Annotated in this window: 16 protein-coding genes; 14 read left to right on the top strand and 2 right to left on the bottom strand. The window is 63.8% G+C overall.

Translation table 11 applies throughout. The annotated features are described in order from the left end of the window. Positions 1-155 precede the first annotated feature (155 nt). The 14 genes from metK (at position 156) to RFM68_RS16575 (ending at position 15,603) form a co-directional block, all read left to right on the top strand. Entirely contained in the window at positions 156-1,433 is a 1,278-nt protein-coding gene (gene metK, locus RFM68_RS16510; RefSeq protein WP_320234037.1) for a methionine adenosyltransferase, read from the top strand. A gap of 20 nt (positions 1,434-1,453) precedes the next feature. After that, complete coding sequence (gene trmB, locus RFM68_RS16515) at positions 1,454-2,155, top strand: tRNA (guanine(46)-N(7))-methyltransferase TrmB (protein ID WP_320234038.1); 702 nt, start codon at positions 1,454-1,456, stop codon at positions 2,153-2,155. A gap of 143 nt (positions 2,156-2,298) precedes the next feature. Then, a complete protein-coding gene (locus tag RFM68_RS16520; RefSeq protein WP_320234039.1) occupies positions 2,299-2,598 on the top strand; it encodes a type II toxin-antitoxin system TacA family antitoxin in 300 nt (99 codons plus the stop codon). A 3-nt stretch (positions 2,599-2,601) separates the two neighbouring features. Further along, a complete protein-coding gene (locus RFM68_RS16525; RefSeq protein ID WP_320234040.1) occupies positions 2,602-3,111 on the top strand; it encodes a GNAT family N-acetyltransferase in 510 nt (169 codons plus the stop codon). Positions 3,112-3,326: 215 nt separating this feature from the next. After that, positions 3,327-3,956: a ribosome maturation factor RimP gene (rimP, locus tag RFM68_RS16530; protein WP_320234041.1), complete on the top strand. Its 630-nt coding sequence runs from the start codon at positions 3,327-3,329 to the stop codon at positions 3,954-3,956. 45 nt (positions 3,957-4,001) lie between these two features. Next, the gene (gene nusA, locus RFM68_RS16535; RefSeq protein ID WP_320234042.1) at positions 4,002-5,597 is read left to right on the top strand and encodes a transcription termination factor NusA; all 1,596 of its coding nucleotides are present in this window, start codon (positions 4,002-4,004) and stop codon (positions 5,595-5,597) included. A gap of 38 nt (positions 5,598-5,635) precedes the next feature. Then, a complete protein-coding gene (locus RFM68_RS16540; protein WP_320234043.1) occupies positions 5,636-6,286 on the top strand; it encodes an RNA-binding protein in 651 nt (216 codons plus the stop codon). After that, on the top strand, positions 6,283-8,856 hold the full coding sequence (gene infB, locus RFM68_RS16545; protein ID WP_320234044.1) for a translation initiation factor IF-2: 2,574 nt from the start codon (positions 6,283-6,285) through the stop codon (positions 8,854-8,856). Before RFM68_RS16540 ends, infB begins: the two co-directional genes overlap by 4 nt. Before the next feature lie 123 nt (positions 8,857-8,979). Then, positions 8,980-9,396, top strand: a complete 417-nt coding sequence (gene rbfA / locus RFM68_RS16550) for a 30S ribosome-binding factor RbfA (RefSeq protein ID WP_320234045.1) — start codon at positions 8,980-8,982, stop codon at positions 9,394-9,396. Then, positions 9,397-10,356 (top strand): tRNA pseudouridine(55) synthase TruB, encoded by a 960-nt coding sequence (gene truB / locus RFM68_RS16555; RefSeq protein WP_320234046.1) that lies wholly within the window; start codon positions 9,397-9,399, stop codon positions 10,354-10,356. It abuts the gene before it with no gap. A 75-nt stretch (positions 10,357-10,431) separates the two neighbouring features. Continuing rightward, positions 10,432-11,526: a magnesium/cobalt transporter CorA gene (corA, locus tag RFM68_RS16560; protein ID WP_320234047.1), complete on the top strand. Its 1,095-nt coding sequence runs from the start codon at positions 10,432-10,434 to the stop codon at positions 11,524-11,526. 191 nt (positions 11,527-11,717) lie between these two features. Continuing rightward, complete coding sequence (gene rpsO / locus RFM68_RS16565; protein ID WP_430694868.1) at positions 11,718-11,987, top strand: 30S ribosomal protein S15; 270 nt, start codon at positions 11,718-11,720, stop codon at positions 11,985-11,987. Between the two features lie 369 nt (positions 11,988-12,356). Beyond that, on the top strand, positions 12,357-14,507 hold the full coding sequence (pnp, locus tag RFM68_RS16570) for a polyribonucleotide nucleotidyltransferase (RefSeq protein ID WP_320234048.1): 2,151 nt from the start codon (positions 12,357-12,359) through the stop codon (positions 14,505-14,507). A gap of 88 nt (positions 14,508-14,595) precedes the next feature. Continuing rightward, complete coding sequence (locus RFM68_RS16575; RefSeq protein WP_320234049.1) at positions 14,596-15,603, top strand: class I SAM-dependent methyltransferase; 1,008 nt, start codon at positions 14,596-14,598, stop codon at positions 15,601-15,603. 50 nt (positions 15,604-15,653) lie between these two features. On the opposite strand, the gene RFM68_RS16580 is transcribed toward RFM68_RS16575, so the two are convergent. Beyond that, positions 15,654-17,207 carry a putative bifunctional diguanylate cyclase/phosphodiesterase gene (locus tag RFM68_RS16580; RefSeq protein ID WP_320234050.1) on the bottom strand — a complete coding sequence of 518 codons (1,554 nt, stop codon included), beginning with the start codon at positions 17,205-17,207 and terminating at the stop codon, positions 15,654-15,656. Between the two features lie 102 nt (positions 17,208-17,309). After that, complete coding sequence (fabI, locus tag RFM68_RS16585) at positions 17,310-18,122, bottom strand: enoyl-ACP reductase FabI (protein ID WP_320234051.1); 813 nt, start codon at positions 18,120-18,122, stop codon at positions 17,310-17,312. Positions 18,123-18,146: the final 24 nt, after the last annotated feature.

Consider the following 18,146-nt stretch of genomic DNA (forward strand, 5'->3'; position numbering starts at 1 on the left):
ATGGCACCAGCGGCGCCCTGCCGCTGGTGGCATAGCCGGCTTTGCCTACATTCATGCCAGATCCGTCGCGCCGCTTGACGAGCGGCGCCCGGCACCGCTAACACGTGGCGCGCCAAAATCGGCAGCCTGCCGATCTTTTTCAAGAGGGGACACCCGTGACGCGGCAGAATTATCTCTTCACCTCGGAATCCGTCTCCGAGGGCCATCCCGACAAAGTCTGTGACCGCATCTCCGACGAGATCGTCGATCTGGTCTATCGCGAAGCCAAGAAGACGGGTATGGACCCGTGGAAGGTTCGCGTCGCCTGCGAAACGCTGGCCACCACCAACCGCGTCGTCATCGCCGGCGAGGTCCGCGTCCCCGACACGCTTTTGAAGAAGGACAAGGCGGGCAACGTCTTGATGGATGCCTCCGGCCACCCTGTGGTCAACCCCGCCAAGTTCAAGTCGGTTGCCCGCAAGGCGATCCGCGAGATCGGCTACGAGCAGTCCGGCTTCCATTGGAAGACCGCCAAGATCGACGTGCTGCTGCACGGCCAGTCGCCGGATATCGGCCAGGGCGTCGACAATGCCGCCGATCGCCAGGGCGAGGAAGGTGCCGGCGACCAGGGCATCATGTTCGGTTATGCCTGCCGCGAGACGCCCGACCTGATGCCGGCGCCGATCTATTACAGCCACAAGATTCTTGAATTGCTGGCCGCGGCGCGCCATGAAGGCAATGGCGAGGCCGGCAGGCTTGGCCCGGATGCCAAGAGCCAGGTCACCGTGCGCTATGCCGACGGCAAGGCCGCGGAAGTCACGCAGATCGTGCTCTCCACCCAGCATCTCGATGCGAGCTGGGACTCCAAGAAGGTACGCAAGGTCGTCGAGCCCTACATCCGTGAGGCGTTTGGCGATCTCAAGATCGCCGAGGACTGCAACTGGTACATCAACCCGACCGGCAAGTTCGTCATCGGTGGGCCTGACGGCGATGCCGGCCTCACCGGCCGCAAGATCATCGTCGACACCTATGGCGGCGCGGCACCCCACGGCGGCGGCGCCTTCTCCGGCAAGGACACTACCAAGGTCGACCGTTCGGCGGCTTATGCGGCGCGCTACCTTGCAAAGAACGTGGTGGCGGCCAAGCTTGCGGACCGCTGCACCATCCAGCTGTCGTACGCCATCGGCGTCGCCCAGCCGCTGTCGGTCTATGTCGACCTGCACGGCACCGGCAAGGTGGACGAATCGAAGCTCGAGGATGCGCTGCGCAAGGTGATGGACCTGTCGCCGTCGGGCATCCGCCGTCATCTCGACCTCAACAAGCCGATCTACGCAAAAACCTCGTCCTACGGCCATTTCGGCCGCAAGGCCGGCCGCGACGGTTCCTTCTCATGGGAGAAGACCGACCTCGCCAAGGCCCTCAAGGACGCGGTTGCCGATGCGATAGCCGCCTGACGGCCTCGCCAAGCCCATCCATGGAGCCAAACGACAGGCCGAGCCGCGCGACCGAAGGATTTTTCGGCCGCCGGCACGGCAAGACTATACGCCCGCAGCAGGCGGTCGCCCTTGAAAACGGTCTGCGCGAATACCGGGTCGACCTGACGGCAGAAGCGCCGGTCGATCTCAGGAGCCTGTTCAAGACGGATGTTTCGGCGCTCCAGCTGGAAATCGGCTTCGGCGGCGGCGAGCATCTGCTGCATCGCGCCACCGAATCGCCGGCAATCGGCTTCATCGGCGTCGAGCCTTTCGTCAACGGCATGGCCAAGATGATGACGGCGCTTGGCAAGGCGCCGCTTGCCAATCTGAGGGTCTATGACGACGACGCCACGCGCCTGCTCGACTGGCTGCCGTCAGGCTCGCTCGACGGTATCGACCTGCTCTATCCCGACCCGTGGCCGAAGAAGAAGCATTGGAAGCGGCGCTTCGTCAGCGTCGCCAATCTCGGCCGATTTGCCCGGGTGCTGAAAGCGGGCGGCAGGTTCCGCTTCGCCTCCGACATCGACAGCTATGTGAACTGGACGCTGCTTGCCTGCCGCGATCACAGCGCCTTCGCATGGCAGGCCGAGGACGCTGCCGGCTGGCAGCGGCCCTATGAGGGCTGGCCCGGCACCCGCTACGAGGCCAAGGCCATCCGCGAGGGACGGCGGCCTGCTTATTTGACCTTTATCCGGAAATAATCCGAGGCCGAGGCTAAAGCCCGCACGCCTTGAAGCGCGTGGCGCTGAAACGGATTCGGGCGACGCGCTTTAGGGGAGTTAGGCGCGCTGTGCTGTATTGCATTTAACGCTACAGGCGATATATTGCCGGCAAGGAGTCAATCGTGGCCGCCGCCGCCGAACGCAAGGAATACCCGATCTCGATGCGCTTGCCGGAAGCGGACGTGGCGATGATTGATCGTGCCGCCGCTCTCCGTGGCCGGTCCCGCACGGACTTCGTGCGCGATGCCGCCGTGCGCGCGGCCGAGGATGTATTGATGGATAACCGTCTTTTCCGCATGAGTCCGGAAGGCTTTGCGGAGTTTATGGAGGTTCTAGCGGCCCCGGTCGCTCCGGTTCCCGATATGGTGGAATTAGCAAAGCGGCCCGCACCCTGGGAGGCTGGTTATACAGCGAAGCGCTAAGCCGTGGCCTTATCGGCTCCCGAACCGCTTACCGCAGCCCATGACGCTTCCGGATTTTCCTGCGGGAAACCTACGCTTGATCACTGGCTGAAAACGCGCGCGCTCTCCAATCAGGAGAAGGGCTTTACCGCTGTTCTCGTTGTCCATGAAGCCAGCCTCGTGGTCGGATACTACGGTCTGGCACCGACGGCTGTCGTGCCGTCGATCTTGCCCCGATCGATCCGCCCAGGGCAGCCGCCAGATCCGGTGCCCTGTCTCCTCCTCGGCCAGCTTGCGACAGATACCGGATGGACCGGGCGCGGCATCGGCACGGGCCTGGTGAAGCATGCCCTTCAGCGCTGCGTTCAGGCCGCGGAACTGATTGGAGGCCGCGCGCTCATGGTCAATGCAATCGATGAGGACGCGGCGCAATTCTGGCAGCGGCGGGGATTTCTCCCAACGAAGGACGATCCGCGCGTCTTGTTCCGTTCGATTGCGGCAATTGCCGCGTCGCTCGTGGAAGCCCGGAAGTAGGATCGAGGCGCCGCGTTCAGCGAAGTCGCGACGGGTCGAGGATCCCGCATCCTGGGTCACACCACCGAACGCGCTTTGCCGTCAGGCTTGAAACGCAGCCCCGGATCGTCTATATCAGCCTCAAATTCTTGGTCGGTATGACGAAGAGTGGGTCCACCCGGTCCCGCTCTTTTTTGTTAGCTGCCGGCCGGAACCCAAAAAGCGACAGGGATCTGATGACTGCAGCGGCAAGCGAGGCCGACGACCGTATCGTCCGCGAAAGCGGCATCGATGCGCGCATTGCGCTGATCGTACAGCCGGTGCTCAAGGCGATCGGCTTCCGCCTGGTGCGAGTGCAGTTGACCGGCCAGAACGGGCTGACGCTGCAGATCATGGCCGAACGCGAAGACGGCACCATGACCGTCGAGGATTGCGAGGAGGTCAGCCGCGCGGTGTCGCCGGCCCTCGATGTCGATGATCCGATCGAAAAGGCGTATCATCTCGAAGTCTCGTCGCCCGGCATCGACCGGCCGCTGGTGCGCAAGTCGGATTTCGCCACCTGGACCGGCCATCTGGTCAAGCTGGAAACGTCGGTTCTTGTCAGCGATCGCAAGCGCTTCAAGGGCAAGATCGCCGAGGCCGACGCCGATGGCATCCTGGTCGAGCGCGACAAGGCGGCCTATGGCGAAGAGCCGACGGTGCGCGTGCCTTATGACGCGATTGCCGAAGCCCGGCTGATGCTGACCGACGATCTCATCCGCGATGCCCTGTCGAAGGACAACCGGACCCGCAAGGAAGCCAAGAAGCGCCGCGGCGAAGCGGAAGACGCCGCCGGCGAGGAAAACGAAACCGAACAGGAAAGTTGATTGAGTAGCCGGGCCATATGCCGGCGCGAAATCGGGAGAAAGACAATGGTTGTAAGCGCCAACAGGCTTGAACTGCTGCAGATCGCCGATGCGGTCGCGCGTGAAAAGTCGATCGACAAGTCGATCGTCATCGCCGCCATGGCCGATGCGATCCAGAAGGCGGCGCGCTCGCGCTACGGCCAGGAAACTAACATTCGTGCCGACATCAACCCGAACACCGGCGAGATGAAGCTGCAGCGGCTGATGGAAGTGGTCGAGAAGGTCGAGGACTACGCGACGCAGATCGCGCTTTCCACGGCCCGCGAGCGCAACCCGGACGCCCAGGTCGGCGACTTCATCGCCGAGCAGCTGCCGCCGATGGATTTCGGCCGCATCGCCGCCCAGTCGGCCAAGCAGGTCATCGTGCAGAAGGTGCGCGAGGCCGAGCGCGACCGCCAGTATGACGAATACAAGGACCGCATCGGCGAGATCGTCAACGGCACCGTCAAGCGTGTCGAATATGGCAACGTCATCGTCGATCTCGGCCGCGGCGAGGCGATCATCCGCCGCGACGAGCTGATCCCGCGCGAGAACTACAAATATGGCGATCGCGTGCGGGCCTACGTCTATGACGTGCGCCGCGAGCAGCGCGGTCCGCAGATCTTCCTGTCGCGCACGCATCCGCAGTTCATGGCCAAGCTGTTCACCATGGAAGTGCCGGAGATTTACGACGGCATCATCGAGATCAAGTCGGTCGCCCGCGATCCGGGCTCGCGCGCCAAGATCGCCGTCATCTCGCGCGATTCCTCGATCGATCCGGTCGGCGCCTGCGTCGGCATGCGAGGCAGCCGCGTCCAGGCGGTGGTCGGCGAGTTGCAGGGCGAGAAGATCGACATCATCCCGTGGTCGCCTTCGGCCGCTTCCTTCATCGTCAACGCGCTGCAGCCGGCCGAGGTCGCCAAGGTGGTGCTCGACGAGGATGCCGAGCGCATCGAAGTGGTGGTGCCGGACGACCAGCTGTCTCTGGCCATCGGCCGTCGCGGCCAGAATGTGCGGCTTGCCTCGCAGCTCACCGGCTGGGATATCGACATCCTGACCGAACAGGAAGAGAGCGAGCGCCGCCAGAAGGAATTCGTCGAGCGTTCGGCGTTGTTCATGGAAGCCCTCGACGTCGACGAGATGGTCGGCCAGGTGCTCGCCTCGGAAGGCTTCACCAGCGTCGAGGAAGTCGCCTATGTGGATTCAGGCGAGATCGCCTCGATCGATGGCTTCGACGAGGACACCGCCTCGGAAATCCAGACCCGCGCGCGCGAATATCTGGAAAAGATCGAGGCCGAGCACGACGAGAAGCGCAAGGCGCTCGGCGTTGCGGACGAGCTGCGCGATATCCCCGGCGTCACCACCGCCATGATGGTGACGCTCGGCGAGGACGGCGTGAAGACGATCGAGGACTTCGCCGGCTATGCCGCCGACGACCTGACCGGCTGGAAGGAACGCAAGGACGGCGAGACCAAGGTCTATCCGGGCGTGCTCGCCAGCCACGGCGTGTCGCGCGCCGATGCCGAGCAGATGGTTCTGGCAGCCCGCCTCAAGGCTGGCTGGATCAGCGAAGACGAGCTTGCAGCCGACCAAGTCGCGGCTGACGAAGCTGTTGGTGCGTGAGGTGAAACCGCATCGCACACAACCCGCCCCAGGACGAGATGAACGATCGCACTTGCATTGTTACGCGCAGGCAGGCCGAAGCGGATGAACTGATCCGCTTCGTCGTCGGCCCGGATTCGGCCGTCGTTCCGGACATCAAGAGAAATCTGCCCGGCCGCGGTTGCTGGGTCACCGCCGATCGCCTACATATCGAGAAGGCAGCGGCGAAGAACCTGTTTGCCCGTGCTTTCAAGGCACAGGTGACCGTTCCAGCCGATCTCGGCGGCATGGTCGAAGGGCTGCTCTCCAGATCCGCTCTGGGCATGCTTGGCCTTGCTCGCAAGGCAGGCGCAGTCGTTCTCGGCGCCGCCAAGGTCGAGGGTGCGGTGCGCGACGGGCAGGCGCTCCTCGTGCTGCATGCGGCTGAGGCTGCGGACGACGGTATCCGCAAGATCAGCCAGGCGCGGCGGGCAACCGTCCATCTCGGCGGCCCTGCCATCCTTGCCTACAAACTTTTCTCCGAGGCCGAGTTGAGCTTGGCATTGGGGGGTACAAATGTGATACATGCTGCCGTCCTCGCGCAGGACGCGGGACAGGCGGTTGAGAAGCGCGTTGTTGCGCTCGACCGATATCGGGGCGGTACCCCGAACGATCTGGCAATGCTTGCGGCCGTTGCTGACGAAGATGATGCCGCAGAGGATATGGAATGAACGATACGAAATCGGGCGACGACAAGACGTTGAGCGTTACGCCGAAGAAGACCTTGACGATGAAGCGTCCCGGCCTCGAGCAGGGCACGGTGCGCCAGAATTTCTCGCATGGCCGCACCAAGTCGGTCGTGGTCGAGACCAAGAAGCGCAAGTTCTCGCTGCCCGGCGACAAGCCGGAACCGGTGGCACCGTCCGTCTTCACGTCGAAGCCCGCCGCTGCCCCTGTTGCCGCCGCGCCTGTCGTGCAGGAAGCGCCGAAGGCGCCGCCCCCGCCGCCGGAGCGTTCCGGCATGGTTCTGAACGAACTCTCGCGCGGCGAGATGGAAGCGCGCCGCAAGGCGCTGGAAGGCTCCAAGGCCCGCGAGGCCGAGGATCGCCAGCGCGCTCAGGAAGAGGGCAAGCGCCGCGCCGAGGACGAAGAACGCCGCAAGCGCGAGCGTGACGAATCTGCGCGCCGTCAGGCCGAGGAAGAAGCCCGCCTGCAGGCCGAGGCCGAGTCCCGCCGCCGTGCCGAGGAAGAGGCTCGCCGTCGCGCGCCGCTGGCAGCCGATGTCGCCACTGCCGACGATGACGAGGGGGTCAAGCCGAGGCGTACCGGCGCCGGCGCTAGTGCGCCAGCGCGCCGCATTGCCACGCCCGAAGTGGCGCGGCCGGCCAAGCCAACCAAGGGCGAGGAAGACCGCCGTCGCGGCAAGCTGACGCTGAACTCGGCGCTGTCGGGTGAGGATGCGCGCGCCCGTTCGCTGTCGTCGATGCGTCGTCGCCAGGAGAAATTCAAGCGCGCGATGCATAATGAGCCGCGCGAGAAAGTCATGCGCGAAGTGATCCTGCCCGAAACCATCACCATTCAGGAACTGGCGCAGCGCATGTCCGAGCGCGCCGTGGACGTGGTCAAGTTCTTCATGAAGCAGGGCCAGATCCTGAAGCCGGGCGACGTCATCGACGCCGACACGGCCGAGCTGGTCGCCTCCGAATTCGGCCACACGGTCCGCCGCGTCGCCGAGTCCGACATCGAGGAAGGCCTGTTCAACATCGCCGACCGCCCGGAAGACCTGGTGTCGCGTCCGCCGGTCGTGACCATCATGGGCCATGTCGATCACGGCAAGACCTCGTTGCTCGATGCCATCCGCAATGCCAATGTCGTCTCCGGCGAGGCCGGCGGCATCACCCAGCATATCGGCGCCTACCAGATCGAGAAGAACGGCCAGAAGATCACCTTCATCGACACGCCCGGCCATGCCGCCTTCACGGCGATGCGCGCGCGTGGCGCGCAGGTCACCGACATCGCCGTGCTGGTGGTGGCGGCCGACGACAGCGTGATGCCGCAGACGATCGAATCGATCAGCCACGCCAAGGCGGCCGGCGTGCCGATCATCGTGGCCATCAACAAGATCGACAAGCGTGATGCCGACCCGCAGAAGGTACGAACCGAACTGCTGCGACACGAAGTGTTCGTGGAATCGATGGGCGGTGAGGTGCTGGACGTCGAGGTTTCGGCCACCAAGGGCACCAATCTCGACAAGCTCTTGGAAGCGATCCTGCTGCAGTCCGAAGTGCTCGACCTCAAGGCCAATCCCGACCGTACCGCCGAGGGCGCGGTCATCGAGGCGCAGCTGGACAAGGGACGCGGTCCCGTCGCCACCGTGCTGGTGCAGACCGGCACGCTGATGCCGGGCGACATCATCGTCGCCGGCAACGAGTGGGGCCGTGTGCGCGCGCTCGTCGACGATCGCGGCGAGCATGTGCCGGAAGCGCCGCCGGCGATGCCGGTCGAGGTGCTTGGCCTCCAGGGCACGCCGCAGGCGGGCGACCGCTTCGCTATCGTCAACAATGAGGCGCGCGCCCGTGAGATCACCGAATACCGCCAGCGCCTGGCGCGCGACAAGGCGGTGGCCAAGCATGCCGGCCAGCGCGGCTCGCTCGAGCAGATGATGTCGCAGTTGCAGACGAGCGGACTGAAGGAATTCCCGCTGGTCATCAAGGGCGACGTACAGGGTTCGATCGAGGCGATCAATGCCGCCCTCGAAAAGCTCGGCAACGACGAGGTGCGCGCGCGCATCGTCCATGCCGGTGCCGGCGGCATCACCGAAAGCGACGTCTCGCTCGCCGAGACGTCCGGAGCGGCGATCATCGGCTTCAACGTCCGCGCCAATGCGCAGGCGCGTGCGGCCGCGGCCGCGGCTGGCATTGAGATCCGCTACTATTCGATCATCTACAACCTCGTCGATGACGTGAAGGCAGCGCTTTCCGGTATGCTGTCGCCGGAACGGCGCGAGACCTTTATCGGCAATGCCGAGATCCTCGAGATCTTCGACATCTCCAAGATCGGCAAGATCGCCGGCTGCCGCGTCACCGAAGGCAAGGTCGAGCGTGGCGCGGGTGTTCGCCTGATCCGCGACAATGTCGTCATCCACGAAGGCACGCTGAAGACGCTGAAGCGCTTCAAGGACGAGGTTTCGGAAGTGCCGGGCGGCCAGGAGTGCGGCATGGCCTTCCAGAACTACGAGGACATGCGCGTCGGCGACGTCATCGAGTGCTTCCGCATCGAGATGGTAACCAGGACGCTCTAAATTCGGTATACTTGCCGAAATGAAAACGGGCGGCGGCCGAATGGCTGCCGCCCAGACCCCTTTTGCAGTTGAGACATGTGGCGCGGTCCCATCCCGCGCTTCACGATTTCAGGACCGAAGAAAATGCCCCGCTCGACAACATCAGGCCCCTCCCAGCGCATGCTTCGCGTCGGCGAACAGGTGCGTCATGCCCTCTCCGAGACCTTGCAGCGCGGCGAGATCATCGATCCGGTCGTCGAAAACAGCGTCGTCTCGGTCTCCGAAGTGCGCATGTCGCCCGACCTGAAGATCGCCACCGCTTTCGTCTCGCCGCTCGGCGCGGGCGATGCCGATGCCGTGATCGAGGCGCTTAACAAGCATGCGAAGTTCATCCGCGGCCGTGTTTCCGGCGCGCTCAGGCAGATGAAATACATGCCGGAATTCCGCTTCCGGCTGGATACCTCCTTCGACAATTTCGCGAAAATCAACGAACTGCTGAAATCGCCCGAAGTCGCGCGCGATCTCGGTTACGGCAAGAATAACGACAAGGACGAGGAATAGGTGGCGCGTCGCGGCAAGAAGAAGGGGCGGCCGGTTTCCGGCTGGGTGGTGCTGGACAAGCCGGTCGGCATGGGCTCGACCGAAGCCGTCGCCAAGATCAAATGGCTGTTCCAGGCCGAGAAGGCCGGCCATGCCGGCACGCTCGATCCGCTCGCCTCCGGCATGTTGCCGATCGCCTTGGGCGAAGCCACCAAGACCGTTCCTTACGTGCAGGACGGCGCCAAGATCTACCGCTTCACCGTCGCCTGGGGCGAGGAGCGCTCGACTGACGACCTCGAAGGCCCGGTGACGAACATCTCCGACCGCCGCCCGGCCGAGGCCGATGTGAGGGCGCTGCTGCCGAAATACACGGGCGTCATCATGCAGACGCCGCCGCAATTCTCGGCCATCAAGATCGCCGGCGAGCGCGCCTATGATCTTGCCCGCGAAGGCGGGACGGTCGACATCCCCGCGCGCGAGATCGAGATCGGTCGCCTGGACATCGTCGAGCACGGTGCCGACAAGACTGTTTTCGAGGTCGAATGCGGCAAGGGCACCTATGTGCGCTCGCTGGCGCGCGACATGGGCCGCGACCTCGGCTGTTTCGGCCACATTGCCGAACTGCGCCGCGTCGAGGTCGAGCCGTTCACGCCCGATGATTTTGTCACCATGGCCAAGCTGGAAGCGGCCCGTTTTGGCGGCAAGACCGAAGCGGCCCCGGACGAAGCCGAGGCGCCCGTCGATTTCAATGCCATCGACGCGCTCCTTGTCGACACCGCGGTCGCGCTCGACTGCCTGCCGCAGGTCGCGGTCAGCGACGACGCGGCAACGAAGATCCGGCTTGGCAATCCCGTCATCATTCGCGGCCGCGATGCGCCGGTCGAGGCCGAGGAGGCCTGCGCCACCGCGCGCGGCAGGCTCGTCGCCATAGGCGCCATCGAGCAGGGCATGTTCAAGCCCAAGCGGGTCTTTGCCGGGTGATTGCACTCAGCTAACTTCGGGTCGGGTTCGCGCCTGAGGAAATCACGGCCCCGAGGAATCATGGCCCGAGGAATCATGGCAAAGACCAATGCAAACAAGAAGCGGGAATCGCTGAAAACCCGTCGGCCACCGGTCGGGGCATCGCCGGGCACGCTTATCGCCGATCCGGCGGCGCGGCGCAGCGAGCTTCGGCTGACGCTGATCTCGCCCGAAAAATACAAGACCATCGACAACGCCAGCATCGACGATCTCAACACCCACTGCGAGAGATGGCCGGTCGTCTGGCTGGATTGCACGGGACTTGCCAACATTCCGTTGATCGAGGAGATCGGTCGCATCTTCAACCTGCACCCGCTGGCGCTCGAGGATGTCGTCAACACCGGCCAGCGGCCCAAGGTGGATTTCTTCGAGGATCATGCCTTCGTCGTCATGCGCATGGTCGACGATGTCACCTCGCATCGCTACGAGCAGATCGCGCTGTTCTTCGGCAGGAATTTCGTCGTCACCTTCCAGGAACGCGAGGGCGATCCCTTCGATCCGGTGCGCAAGCGCATTGCGGGGGCGATGCCGAACAGGCTCCGTTCGCGCGGCGCCGACTATCTTGGCTATGCGCTGATCGACGCCATCGTCGACAGCTACTTCCCGCCGATCGAGGCGGCGAGCGAAGCGGTCGACGGCATCGAGGACGAGATGCTGAACAAGCCGCACAAGCATCAGATGCGGCAGCTGCATGAACTCAGGCGCGACGCCAACGTGCTGAAAGGCGTGCTGTGGCCGATGCGCGACGCGCTGGCGACGCTGATCCGCAACGACGTGCCCTTCGTGAAGGCCGAGACCAAGATCTTCTTCAATGACACGCTCGACCATTCGCTGCGCCTGATCGAACTGGTCGAGAACCAGCGCGACATGCTGACCGGCCTGATCGAGATGCATGTCTCGCTGACCCAGGCCCGCACCAACGACGTCATTTCCTATCTGACGATCGTTTCGGTGATCTTCATGCCGCTGACCTTCCTGGTCGGCGTCTGGGGGATGAATTTCGATCCGCAGAGCTCGCCCTGGAACATGCCGGAGCTGAAAGCCTATTACGGCTATCCGGTGGCGCTGGTGTTCATGGTGCTGGTCGCCGCCGGCTTGATTGCGTTCTTCAAGTGGAAGAAGTGGCTGTAGCCTTTGAGTTCCGCAGTTCTCACAACCAGAACCTGTGACAAGCCGGCTTGACAATTGGGCTGGCGTTTTATCCGGAATTGCACTATATGCGCCGCAGCTTCGCGCCCTGACGCGTTGCTTGTACTGGCCCCTGCTGGACGACATCCCGGCTGTGGGCGTCCCGTTTCCTCCAACAGATAAGGAAAAGCACGATGTCGATCACTGCCGATCGCAAGATGGAATTGATGACTGAATTCGCAACCGCCAAGGGCGATACCGGGTCTCCGGAAGTCCAGGTTGCCATCCTTTCCGAGCGCATCAAGAACCTGACCGAGCACTTCAAGGACCACAAGAAGGATAACCATTCCCGTCGTGGCCTGCTTGCTCTGGTCTCCCAGCGCCGCAGCCTGCTTGACTATCTCAAGCGCAAGGATGACGCGCGCTACCAGACGCTGATCGACAAGCTCGGTCTCCGTCGCTGACGAATTGACCGGCGGGCTCTCCAAGGGGGCCCGCCGGTCGCGCATTGGCGCATCGGATGGTCCGGTGCCTCGATGCTGGAAAAAGGAAATTCCCCTCCGCGCATGGCGCGTTCCGGAAACAGCGGTTTCCGGCGTCATGCGCAAGGCCGGCCGATCAATCGGCCAATCGGGTTCCGGACTTGCAGAGGGCTATCCGGAACCGCCCATGGACGGTCATGGGGCAGGATTGCAGGATGCTCGCTCGGCTGAGAGCCGGACTTGATCGAGCTTCCCGTTGTCTTGCCCGTGGCTGCCCGAAGGAAGCCAGGAAAAGGGAGAACCCGCGACCGTTAAGACGGTGCGGCCCTTTCCGCATATGAAGGACAAGATATGTTCAATCAACACAAAGTGGAAATCGAATGGGGCGGCCGTCCGCTCATCCTGGAAACCGGCAAGATCGCCCGCCAGGCTGACGGTGCGGTGCTCGCCACGTATGGTGAGACCGTTGTTCTCGCCACCGTCGTCTCGATGAAAGAGCCGAAGCCGGGCCTCGATTTCTTCCCGCTTACCGTCAACTATCAGGAAAAGACCTACGCCGCCGGCAAGATCCCGGGCGGCTACTTCAAGCGCGAGGGCCGTCCGAGCGAAAAGGAAACGCTGGTTTCCCGCCTGATCGACCGCCCGATCCGCCCGCTTTTCGCCGACGGCTACAAGAACGACACCCAGATCGTCGTCACCGTCGTTCAGCATGATCTCGAAAACGATCCGGATATCCTGTCGATCGTCGCTACCTCCGCCGCGCTCACGCTTTCGGGCGTGCCCTTCATGGGCCCGATCGGCGGCGCCCGCGTCGGCTACATCAACGGCGAATATGTGCTCAACCCGCACATCGACGAGATGCAGGAATCCAAGCTCGACCTCGTTGTCGCCGGCACCGGCGACGCCGTGCTGATGGTCGAATCCGAGGCCAAGGAACTCTCCGAGGACCTGATGCTCGGCGCCGTCATGTTCGGCCACAGGAGCTTCCAGCCGGTGATCGATGCGATCATCAAGCTGGCCGAGGTTGCCGCCAAGGAACCGCGCGACTTCACGGCGCCGGATTACTCCGCGCTCGAGGCCGAGATGCTGAAGGTCGTCGGCGACGAGCTTCGCGAAGCCTACAAGATCACCGACAAGCAGAAGCGCTACGCCGCCGTCGACGCCGTCAAGGCGAAGGTCAAGGCCGCGTTCGCGCCGGCCGAAGGCGAAGAGGCCAAACACACCTCCGAGCAGATCGGCTCGGTGTTCAAGGAACTCCAGGCCAAGGTCGTGCGCTGGAACATTCTCGACACCGGCTCGCGCATCGACGGCCGCGACCTCAAGACGGTCCGCAAGATCGTCTCGGAAGTCGGCGTCCTGGCGCGCACCCATGGTTCGGCGCTGTTCACCCGCGGCGAGACCCAGGCGCTGGTCGTTGCCACGCTCGGCACCGGCGAGGACGAGCAGTATGTCGATTCGCTGACCGGCATGTACAAGGAGAAGTTCCTCCTTCACTACAACTTCCCGCCCTACTCCGTCGGTGAGACCGGCCGCATGGGCTCGCCCGGCCGCCGCGAAATCGGCCACGGCAAGCTCGCCTGGCGCGCCATCCGCCCGATGCTGCCGAGCGCGGACCAGTTCCCCTATACGCTGCGTGTCGTCTCCGAGATCACCGAGTCCAACGGCTCGTCCTCGATGGCGACCGTCTGCGGCACTTCGCTGGCGCTGATGGATGCCGGCGTGCCGCTGGCAAAGCCGGTTGCCGGCATCGCCATGGGCCTGATCAAGGAAGGCGAGCGCTTCGCGGTGCTCTCCGACATCCTCGGCGACGAGGACCATCTCGGCGATATGGACTTCAAGGTCGCCGGCACCGCCAACGGCGTCACCTCACTGCAGATGGACATCAAGATCGAGGGCATCACCGAGGAGATCATGGGCATCGCGCTTGGCCAGGCCAAGGACGGCCGCCTCCATATCCTCGGCGAGATGGCGCATGCGCTGTCCGGCGCCCGCGCCGAGCTCGGCGAGTTCGCGCCGCGCATCGAGGTCATGCACATCCCGACCGACAAGATCCGCGACGTCATCGGCTCCGGCGGCAAGGTGATCCGCGAGATCGTCGAGAAGACCGGCGCCAAGATCAACATCGAGGACGACGGCACGGTCAAGATCGCTTCGGCGAACGCCAAGGAAATCGAGGCGGCGAAGAAGTGGATCCACACCATCGTCGCCGAGCCGGAAGTCGGTGAGATCTACGAAGGCACCGTCGTCAAGACGGCCGACTTCGGCGCTTTCGTCAACTTCTTCGGCCCGCGCGACGGTCTCGTCCACATCTCGCAGCTCGCCAATGAGCGCGTCGCCAAGACCTCCGACGTCGTCAAGGAAGGCGATAAGGTCTGGGTCAAGCTGATGGGCTTCGACGAGCGCGGCAAGGTCCGCCTGTCGATGAAGGTCGTCGACCAGGCGACCGGCAAGGAAATCGCCCAGGACAAGAAGAAGCCGGAAGGCGAGGAAGACGCCGCCTGATCGGCCTGACAGGGTAATACCAGGCCGGATAAATTCAAGATGGGCGCGCCGCGAGGTCGCGCCCGTTTTGTTTGAAGGAACTATGCGAATGGCCGCGGAGCCGCTGAAGACGCTGTTCTACCCGTTCGAGGCCGAGGCGCTGCCTCTGCCCCGGAAGGATGCCCGCGTCCTTTTTCTCGGCGCCGAGCCTGGCTTCCGTCTGCCTATCGGCTTCGATGCGGCGCTGCATCTCGTGCAAGGCTTCCGGCCGCATTTTCGCGCCTTGCAGGCGTCGGGCCATGATGTGGCGCCGCGGGCGGAAGGCCAGGGCTACGACATGGCTCTCGTGCTCGCCGGCCGGCATCGCGGGCAAAATGAGTTGCGCATTGCCGAAGCCATCGAGCGCGTCGTACCGGCCGGGCTGATCGTTGTCGCGGGCCGCAAGGACGATGGCGTCGACAGCCTGCGCAAGCGGATCAACGCGCTGGCACCGCTCGAAGGCCATCTGCCGAAGCATCACGGTATTGCCTTCTGGTTCCGGCGAGCCGACACGGAGACGGCCGCGACGTTGCGCGCCGGCAACCCCGATTTGATCGTCGAAGGCGGCTTCAAAACCGCGCCTGGCATGTTCTCTTTTGATCGGGTCGATGCCGGTTCGAAATTGCTCGCCACAAGCCTGCCTGACGATCTCAAAGGCAGCATCGCTGATTTCTGCGCCGGGTGGGGCTATCTTTCGGCGGAGGTCGTGCAGCGCTCGCAGCGTCTCTCAGCGCTCGATCTCTACGAAGCGGACTTCGAAGCGTTGGAAGCAGCCAGGCTGAATGTCCATAGTGCCGTCGAGCCGCGCTTCTTCTGGACCGATCTTCTCACCGAGGCGGTCGAACGGCGCTATGACGTGATTGTCATGAACCCGCCCTTTCATCACGGCCGGGCAGCCGAGCCGGAGATCGGCGCCGGCATGATCCGCGCTGCGTCGAAGGCACTGAAGCCGGGCGGACGCTTGTTCATGGTCGCCAACCGCCAGCTCCCTTACGAACAGGTTCTGGCCGCCACGTTCTCCAGCCATGCCGAGATCGCTCGCGACGGTATATTCAAGGTGTTCTCGGCGCGGCGGTAGAAGTGAGGCTGCTTTCCCGTCGGCGGCGGCGTAGGTGCAGTCAGTGTTACTTACTGCACGCTCACGATGCGGGCGGGCTCGTGCATGCAGAAGGCGGCCTGCGCTTCGCCGAGCTCGATCTTGAGCGGTGCCGGCCGGCCGAACAGATAACCCTGCACCACCTCGCAGCCGGCGGCCCTGAGCAGCGTGGCCTGGTTCTCGGTCTCGACGCCTTCGGCGATGATGCCGACGCCCAGCGCCCGCGACAGCCCGACGATGGTCGAGACGATCGCGCCGGAGTTGGAATCGGTATCGATGCGGCTGACGAAGGAACGGTCGATCTTCAGCTTGCCGAAGGAGAAGTCGATCAGGTAGCTCAGATTGGAATAGCCGGTGCCGAAATCGTCGACGGCCACCGAAATCCCCATCTCGGCAAGCTGCTCCAGGATCGCTGCGGCGCGGTCGCGATCCTGCATCATCGCCGTCTCGGTGACTTCGAGCTCGAGCCGCGACGGCTTGATGCCGGTCGATTCCATCACCTCGCGCACGATGCCGACGAAATCCCTGGTCATGAACTGGACCGGCGAGATATTGACGGCGACAAAGCAATCCTGCGGCAGGTACCGGGCGTCGCTGCAGGCCTTGCGCAGCACCCATTCGCCGATCGGATTGATCATGCCGGTTTCCTCGGCGATCGGGATGAACTCCATCGGCGGGATCATGCCGCGCTCCGGGTGCTTCCAGCGGATCAGCGCCTCATAACCGACGATGCGGCCGCTCGGCAGGTTGAGCTGCGGCTGATAGTGCAGACTGAAGTCACCGCGGTCGAAAGCGGTCTTCAGCTCCGACTCGATCCATTGCCGGTAGTCGGCCACGCGGCCCATGTCGGCGTGGAAGACGGACCAGTTGCCGACGCCGCTGGCGCGCGCGTTCTGCAGCGCCAGGTTCGAGCGGCGCAGGATCAGAACCGGGTCGACGCCGTCCTTCGGCATCGCCACGATGCCGACCGACAGGCTGACCGACTGCAGATGGCTCTGCAACTGATAGGGCTCCATCATCTCGTTGATGAGCTTCTCGATCAGCCGCTCGATCGAGCCCTTGATGTCGCGATCAGGCAAAAGCACGCCGAATTCGCCGGCGCCGATGCGCCCGATCACCGCATCCTTTGGCATGTTCTCCTTCAGCCTGTCGGTGAAGGCGCGGATCAGTTCGTCGCCCTGGCTGTAGCCGATGGCGTCGTTGATCTGCTTGAAGCGGTCGATATCGATGTCGATCAGGAACACCGGCTCGCCGGTCCGGATCGTCCCGGAGGCGGCATCGGCTATCTTGCCGACCATGGCCTGGCGCGACAGAAGGCCGGTCAGCTTGTCGAAATGGGTTTCCTTGACGACATAGGCCACGGATTCATCGACGCCGGCGAAGAACGAGAGCGCGGCACCGCCGGCGGCAAGCGCGCAGAGCGCGGCGATGACGCCCGCCATCGTTTCGGCCGGCATGCCGGCCATGCCATCGCCGAAGCCGAACCGCAGCCCCCACAGTCCAAGGATGAAACTGCCCATGCCCGAGCTGGCGATGGTGATCAGGCGGAACAGTGGAGTCCGTTTGGGATTGCTGACTGCAGACATGCATGGTCCCTAGATTAGGGAACCTTATAGCGGATATCTCCTTAAAGTGAGTTTCCGCCAAAGCATCGAATTTTACTGGACCGCTACTATCTCGGTCGCGAACTATTCGCGACCGCCATCGTTCTGCTTGAGTTCCTCCAGCGCCGGCATCGAAACGATGTGATAGCCGGAATCCACATAGTGGATCTCGCCGGTGACGCCCGACGACAGGTCGCAGAGCAGGTAAAGCGCCGAGCCGCCGACCTCGTCGATGGTCACGGTGCGCCGGAGCGGTGAATTGCGCTGCTGGTAGGAGAACATATGGCGGGCGTCGGAAATGCCCGAGCCGGCGAGCGTCCGCACCGGCCCGGCCGAGATGCCGTTCACCCTGATGCCGCGCGGGCCGTAATCATTGGCAAGGTAGCGCACGCTGGCCTCGAGTCCGGCCTTGGCGACGCCCATGACGTTATAGTTCGGCATCACCCTGACCGAGCCGGCATAGGTGAGCGTGATCATCGAGCCGCCATTGCCCATCAGCCTGGCGGCATTGCGGGCGATCTCAGTGAAGGAATAGCAGGAGATCAACATGGTGCGCACGAAATTGTCACGGCTGGTGTCGGCGTAGAGGCCCTTGAGCTCGTTCTTGTCGGAAAAGCCGATGGCGTGCACCACGAAGTCCAGCCCGCCCCAGGCCTTGCCGAGGGTCTCGAAGGTCGCGGTGACCGAGGCGCTGTCCTCGACATCGCAGGGCACGATCAACGAGGCGCCGACCTTCTCGGCAAGCGGCTTGACCCGCCGCCCGAAGGCATCGCCCTGGTAGGTGAAAGCAAGCTCCGCCCCGTGCTCCGACAGCTTCTTGGCGATGCCCCAGGCAATCGAATGGTCGTTGGCGACACCCATGACAAGCCCGCGCTTGCCCTTCATCAACCCGTCCATAAAAGGCAATCCTTGTAAAAAACG

Origin of the sequence: Mesorhizobium montanum (assembly GCF_033977145.1) — a bacterium.
In the GTDB taxonomy this organism is placed as follows: Bacteria; Pseudomonadota; Alphaproteobacteria; order Rhizobiales; family Rhizobiaceae; genus Mesorhizobium; species Mesorhizobium montanum.

Bases quoted from the DNA above. Each gene is read 5' to 3' on its own strand.
- trmB (WP_320234038.1), top strand. From the start codon at position 1,454: ATGGAGCCAAACGACAGGCCGAGCCGCGCGACCGAAGGATTTTTCGGC.
- rimP (WP_320234041.1), top strand. From the start codon at position 3,327: ATGACTGCAGCGGCAAGCGAGGCCGACGACCGTATCGTCCGCGAAAGC.
- nusA (WP_320234042.1), top strand. From the start codon at position 4,002: ATGGTTGTAAGCGCCAACAGGCTTGAACTGCTGCAGATCGCCGATGCG.
- RFM68_RS16540 (WP_320234043.1), top strand. From the start codon at position 5,636: ATGAACGATCGCACTTGCATTGTTACGCGCAGGCAGGCCGAAGCGGAT.
- infB (WP_320234044.1), top strand. From the start codon at position 6,283: ATGAACGATACGAAATCGGGCGACGACAAGACGTTGAGCGTTACGCCG.
- rbfA (WP_320234045.1), top strand. From the start codon at position 8,980: ATGCCCCGCTCGACAACATCAGGCCCCTCCCAGCGCATGCTTCGCGTC.
- corA (WP_320234047.1), top strand. From the start codon at position 10,432: ATGGCAAAGACCAATGCAAACAAGAAGCGGGAATCGCTGAAAACCCGT.
- rpsO (WP_430694868.1), top strand. From the start codon at position 11,718: ATGTCGATCACTGCCGATCGCAAGATGGAATTGATGACTGAATTCGCA.
- pnp (WP_320234048.1), top strand. From the start codon at position 12,357: ATGTTCAATCAACACAAAGTGGAAATCGAATGGGGCGGCCGTCCGCTC.
- RFM68_RS16575 (WP_320234049.1), top strand. From the start codon at position 14,596: ATGGCCGCGGAGCCGCTGAAGACGCTGTTCTACCCGTTCGAGGCCGAG.
- RFM68_RS16580 (WP_320234050.1), bottom strand. From the start codon at position 17,207: ATGTCTGCAGTCAGCAATCCCAAACGGACTCCACTGTTCCGCCTGATC.
- fabI (WP_320234051.1), bottom strand. From the start codon at position 18,122: ATGGACGGGTTGATGAAGGGCAAGCGCGGGCTTGTCATGGGTGTCGCC.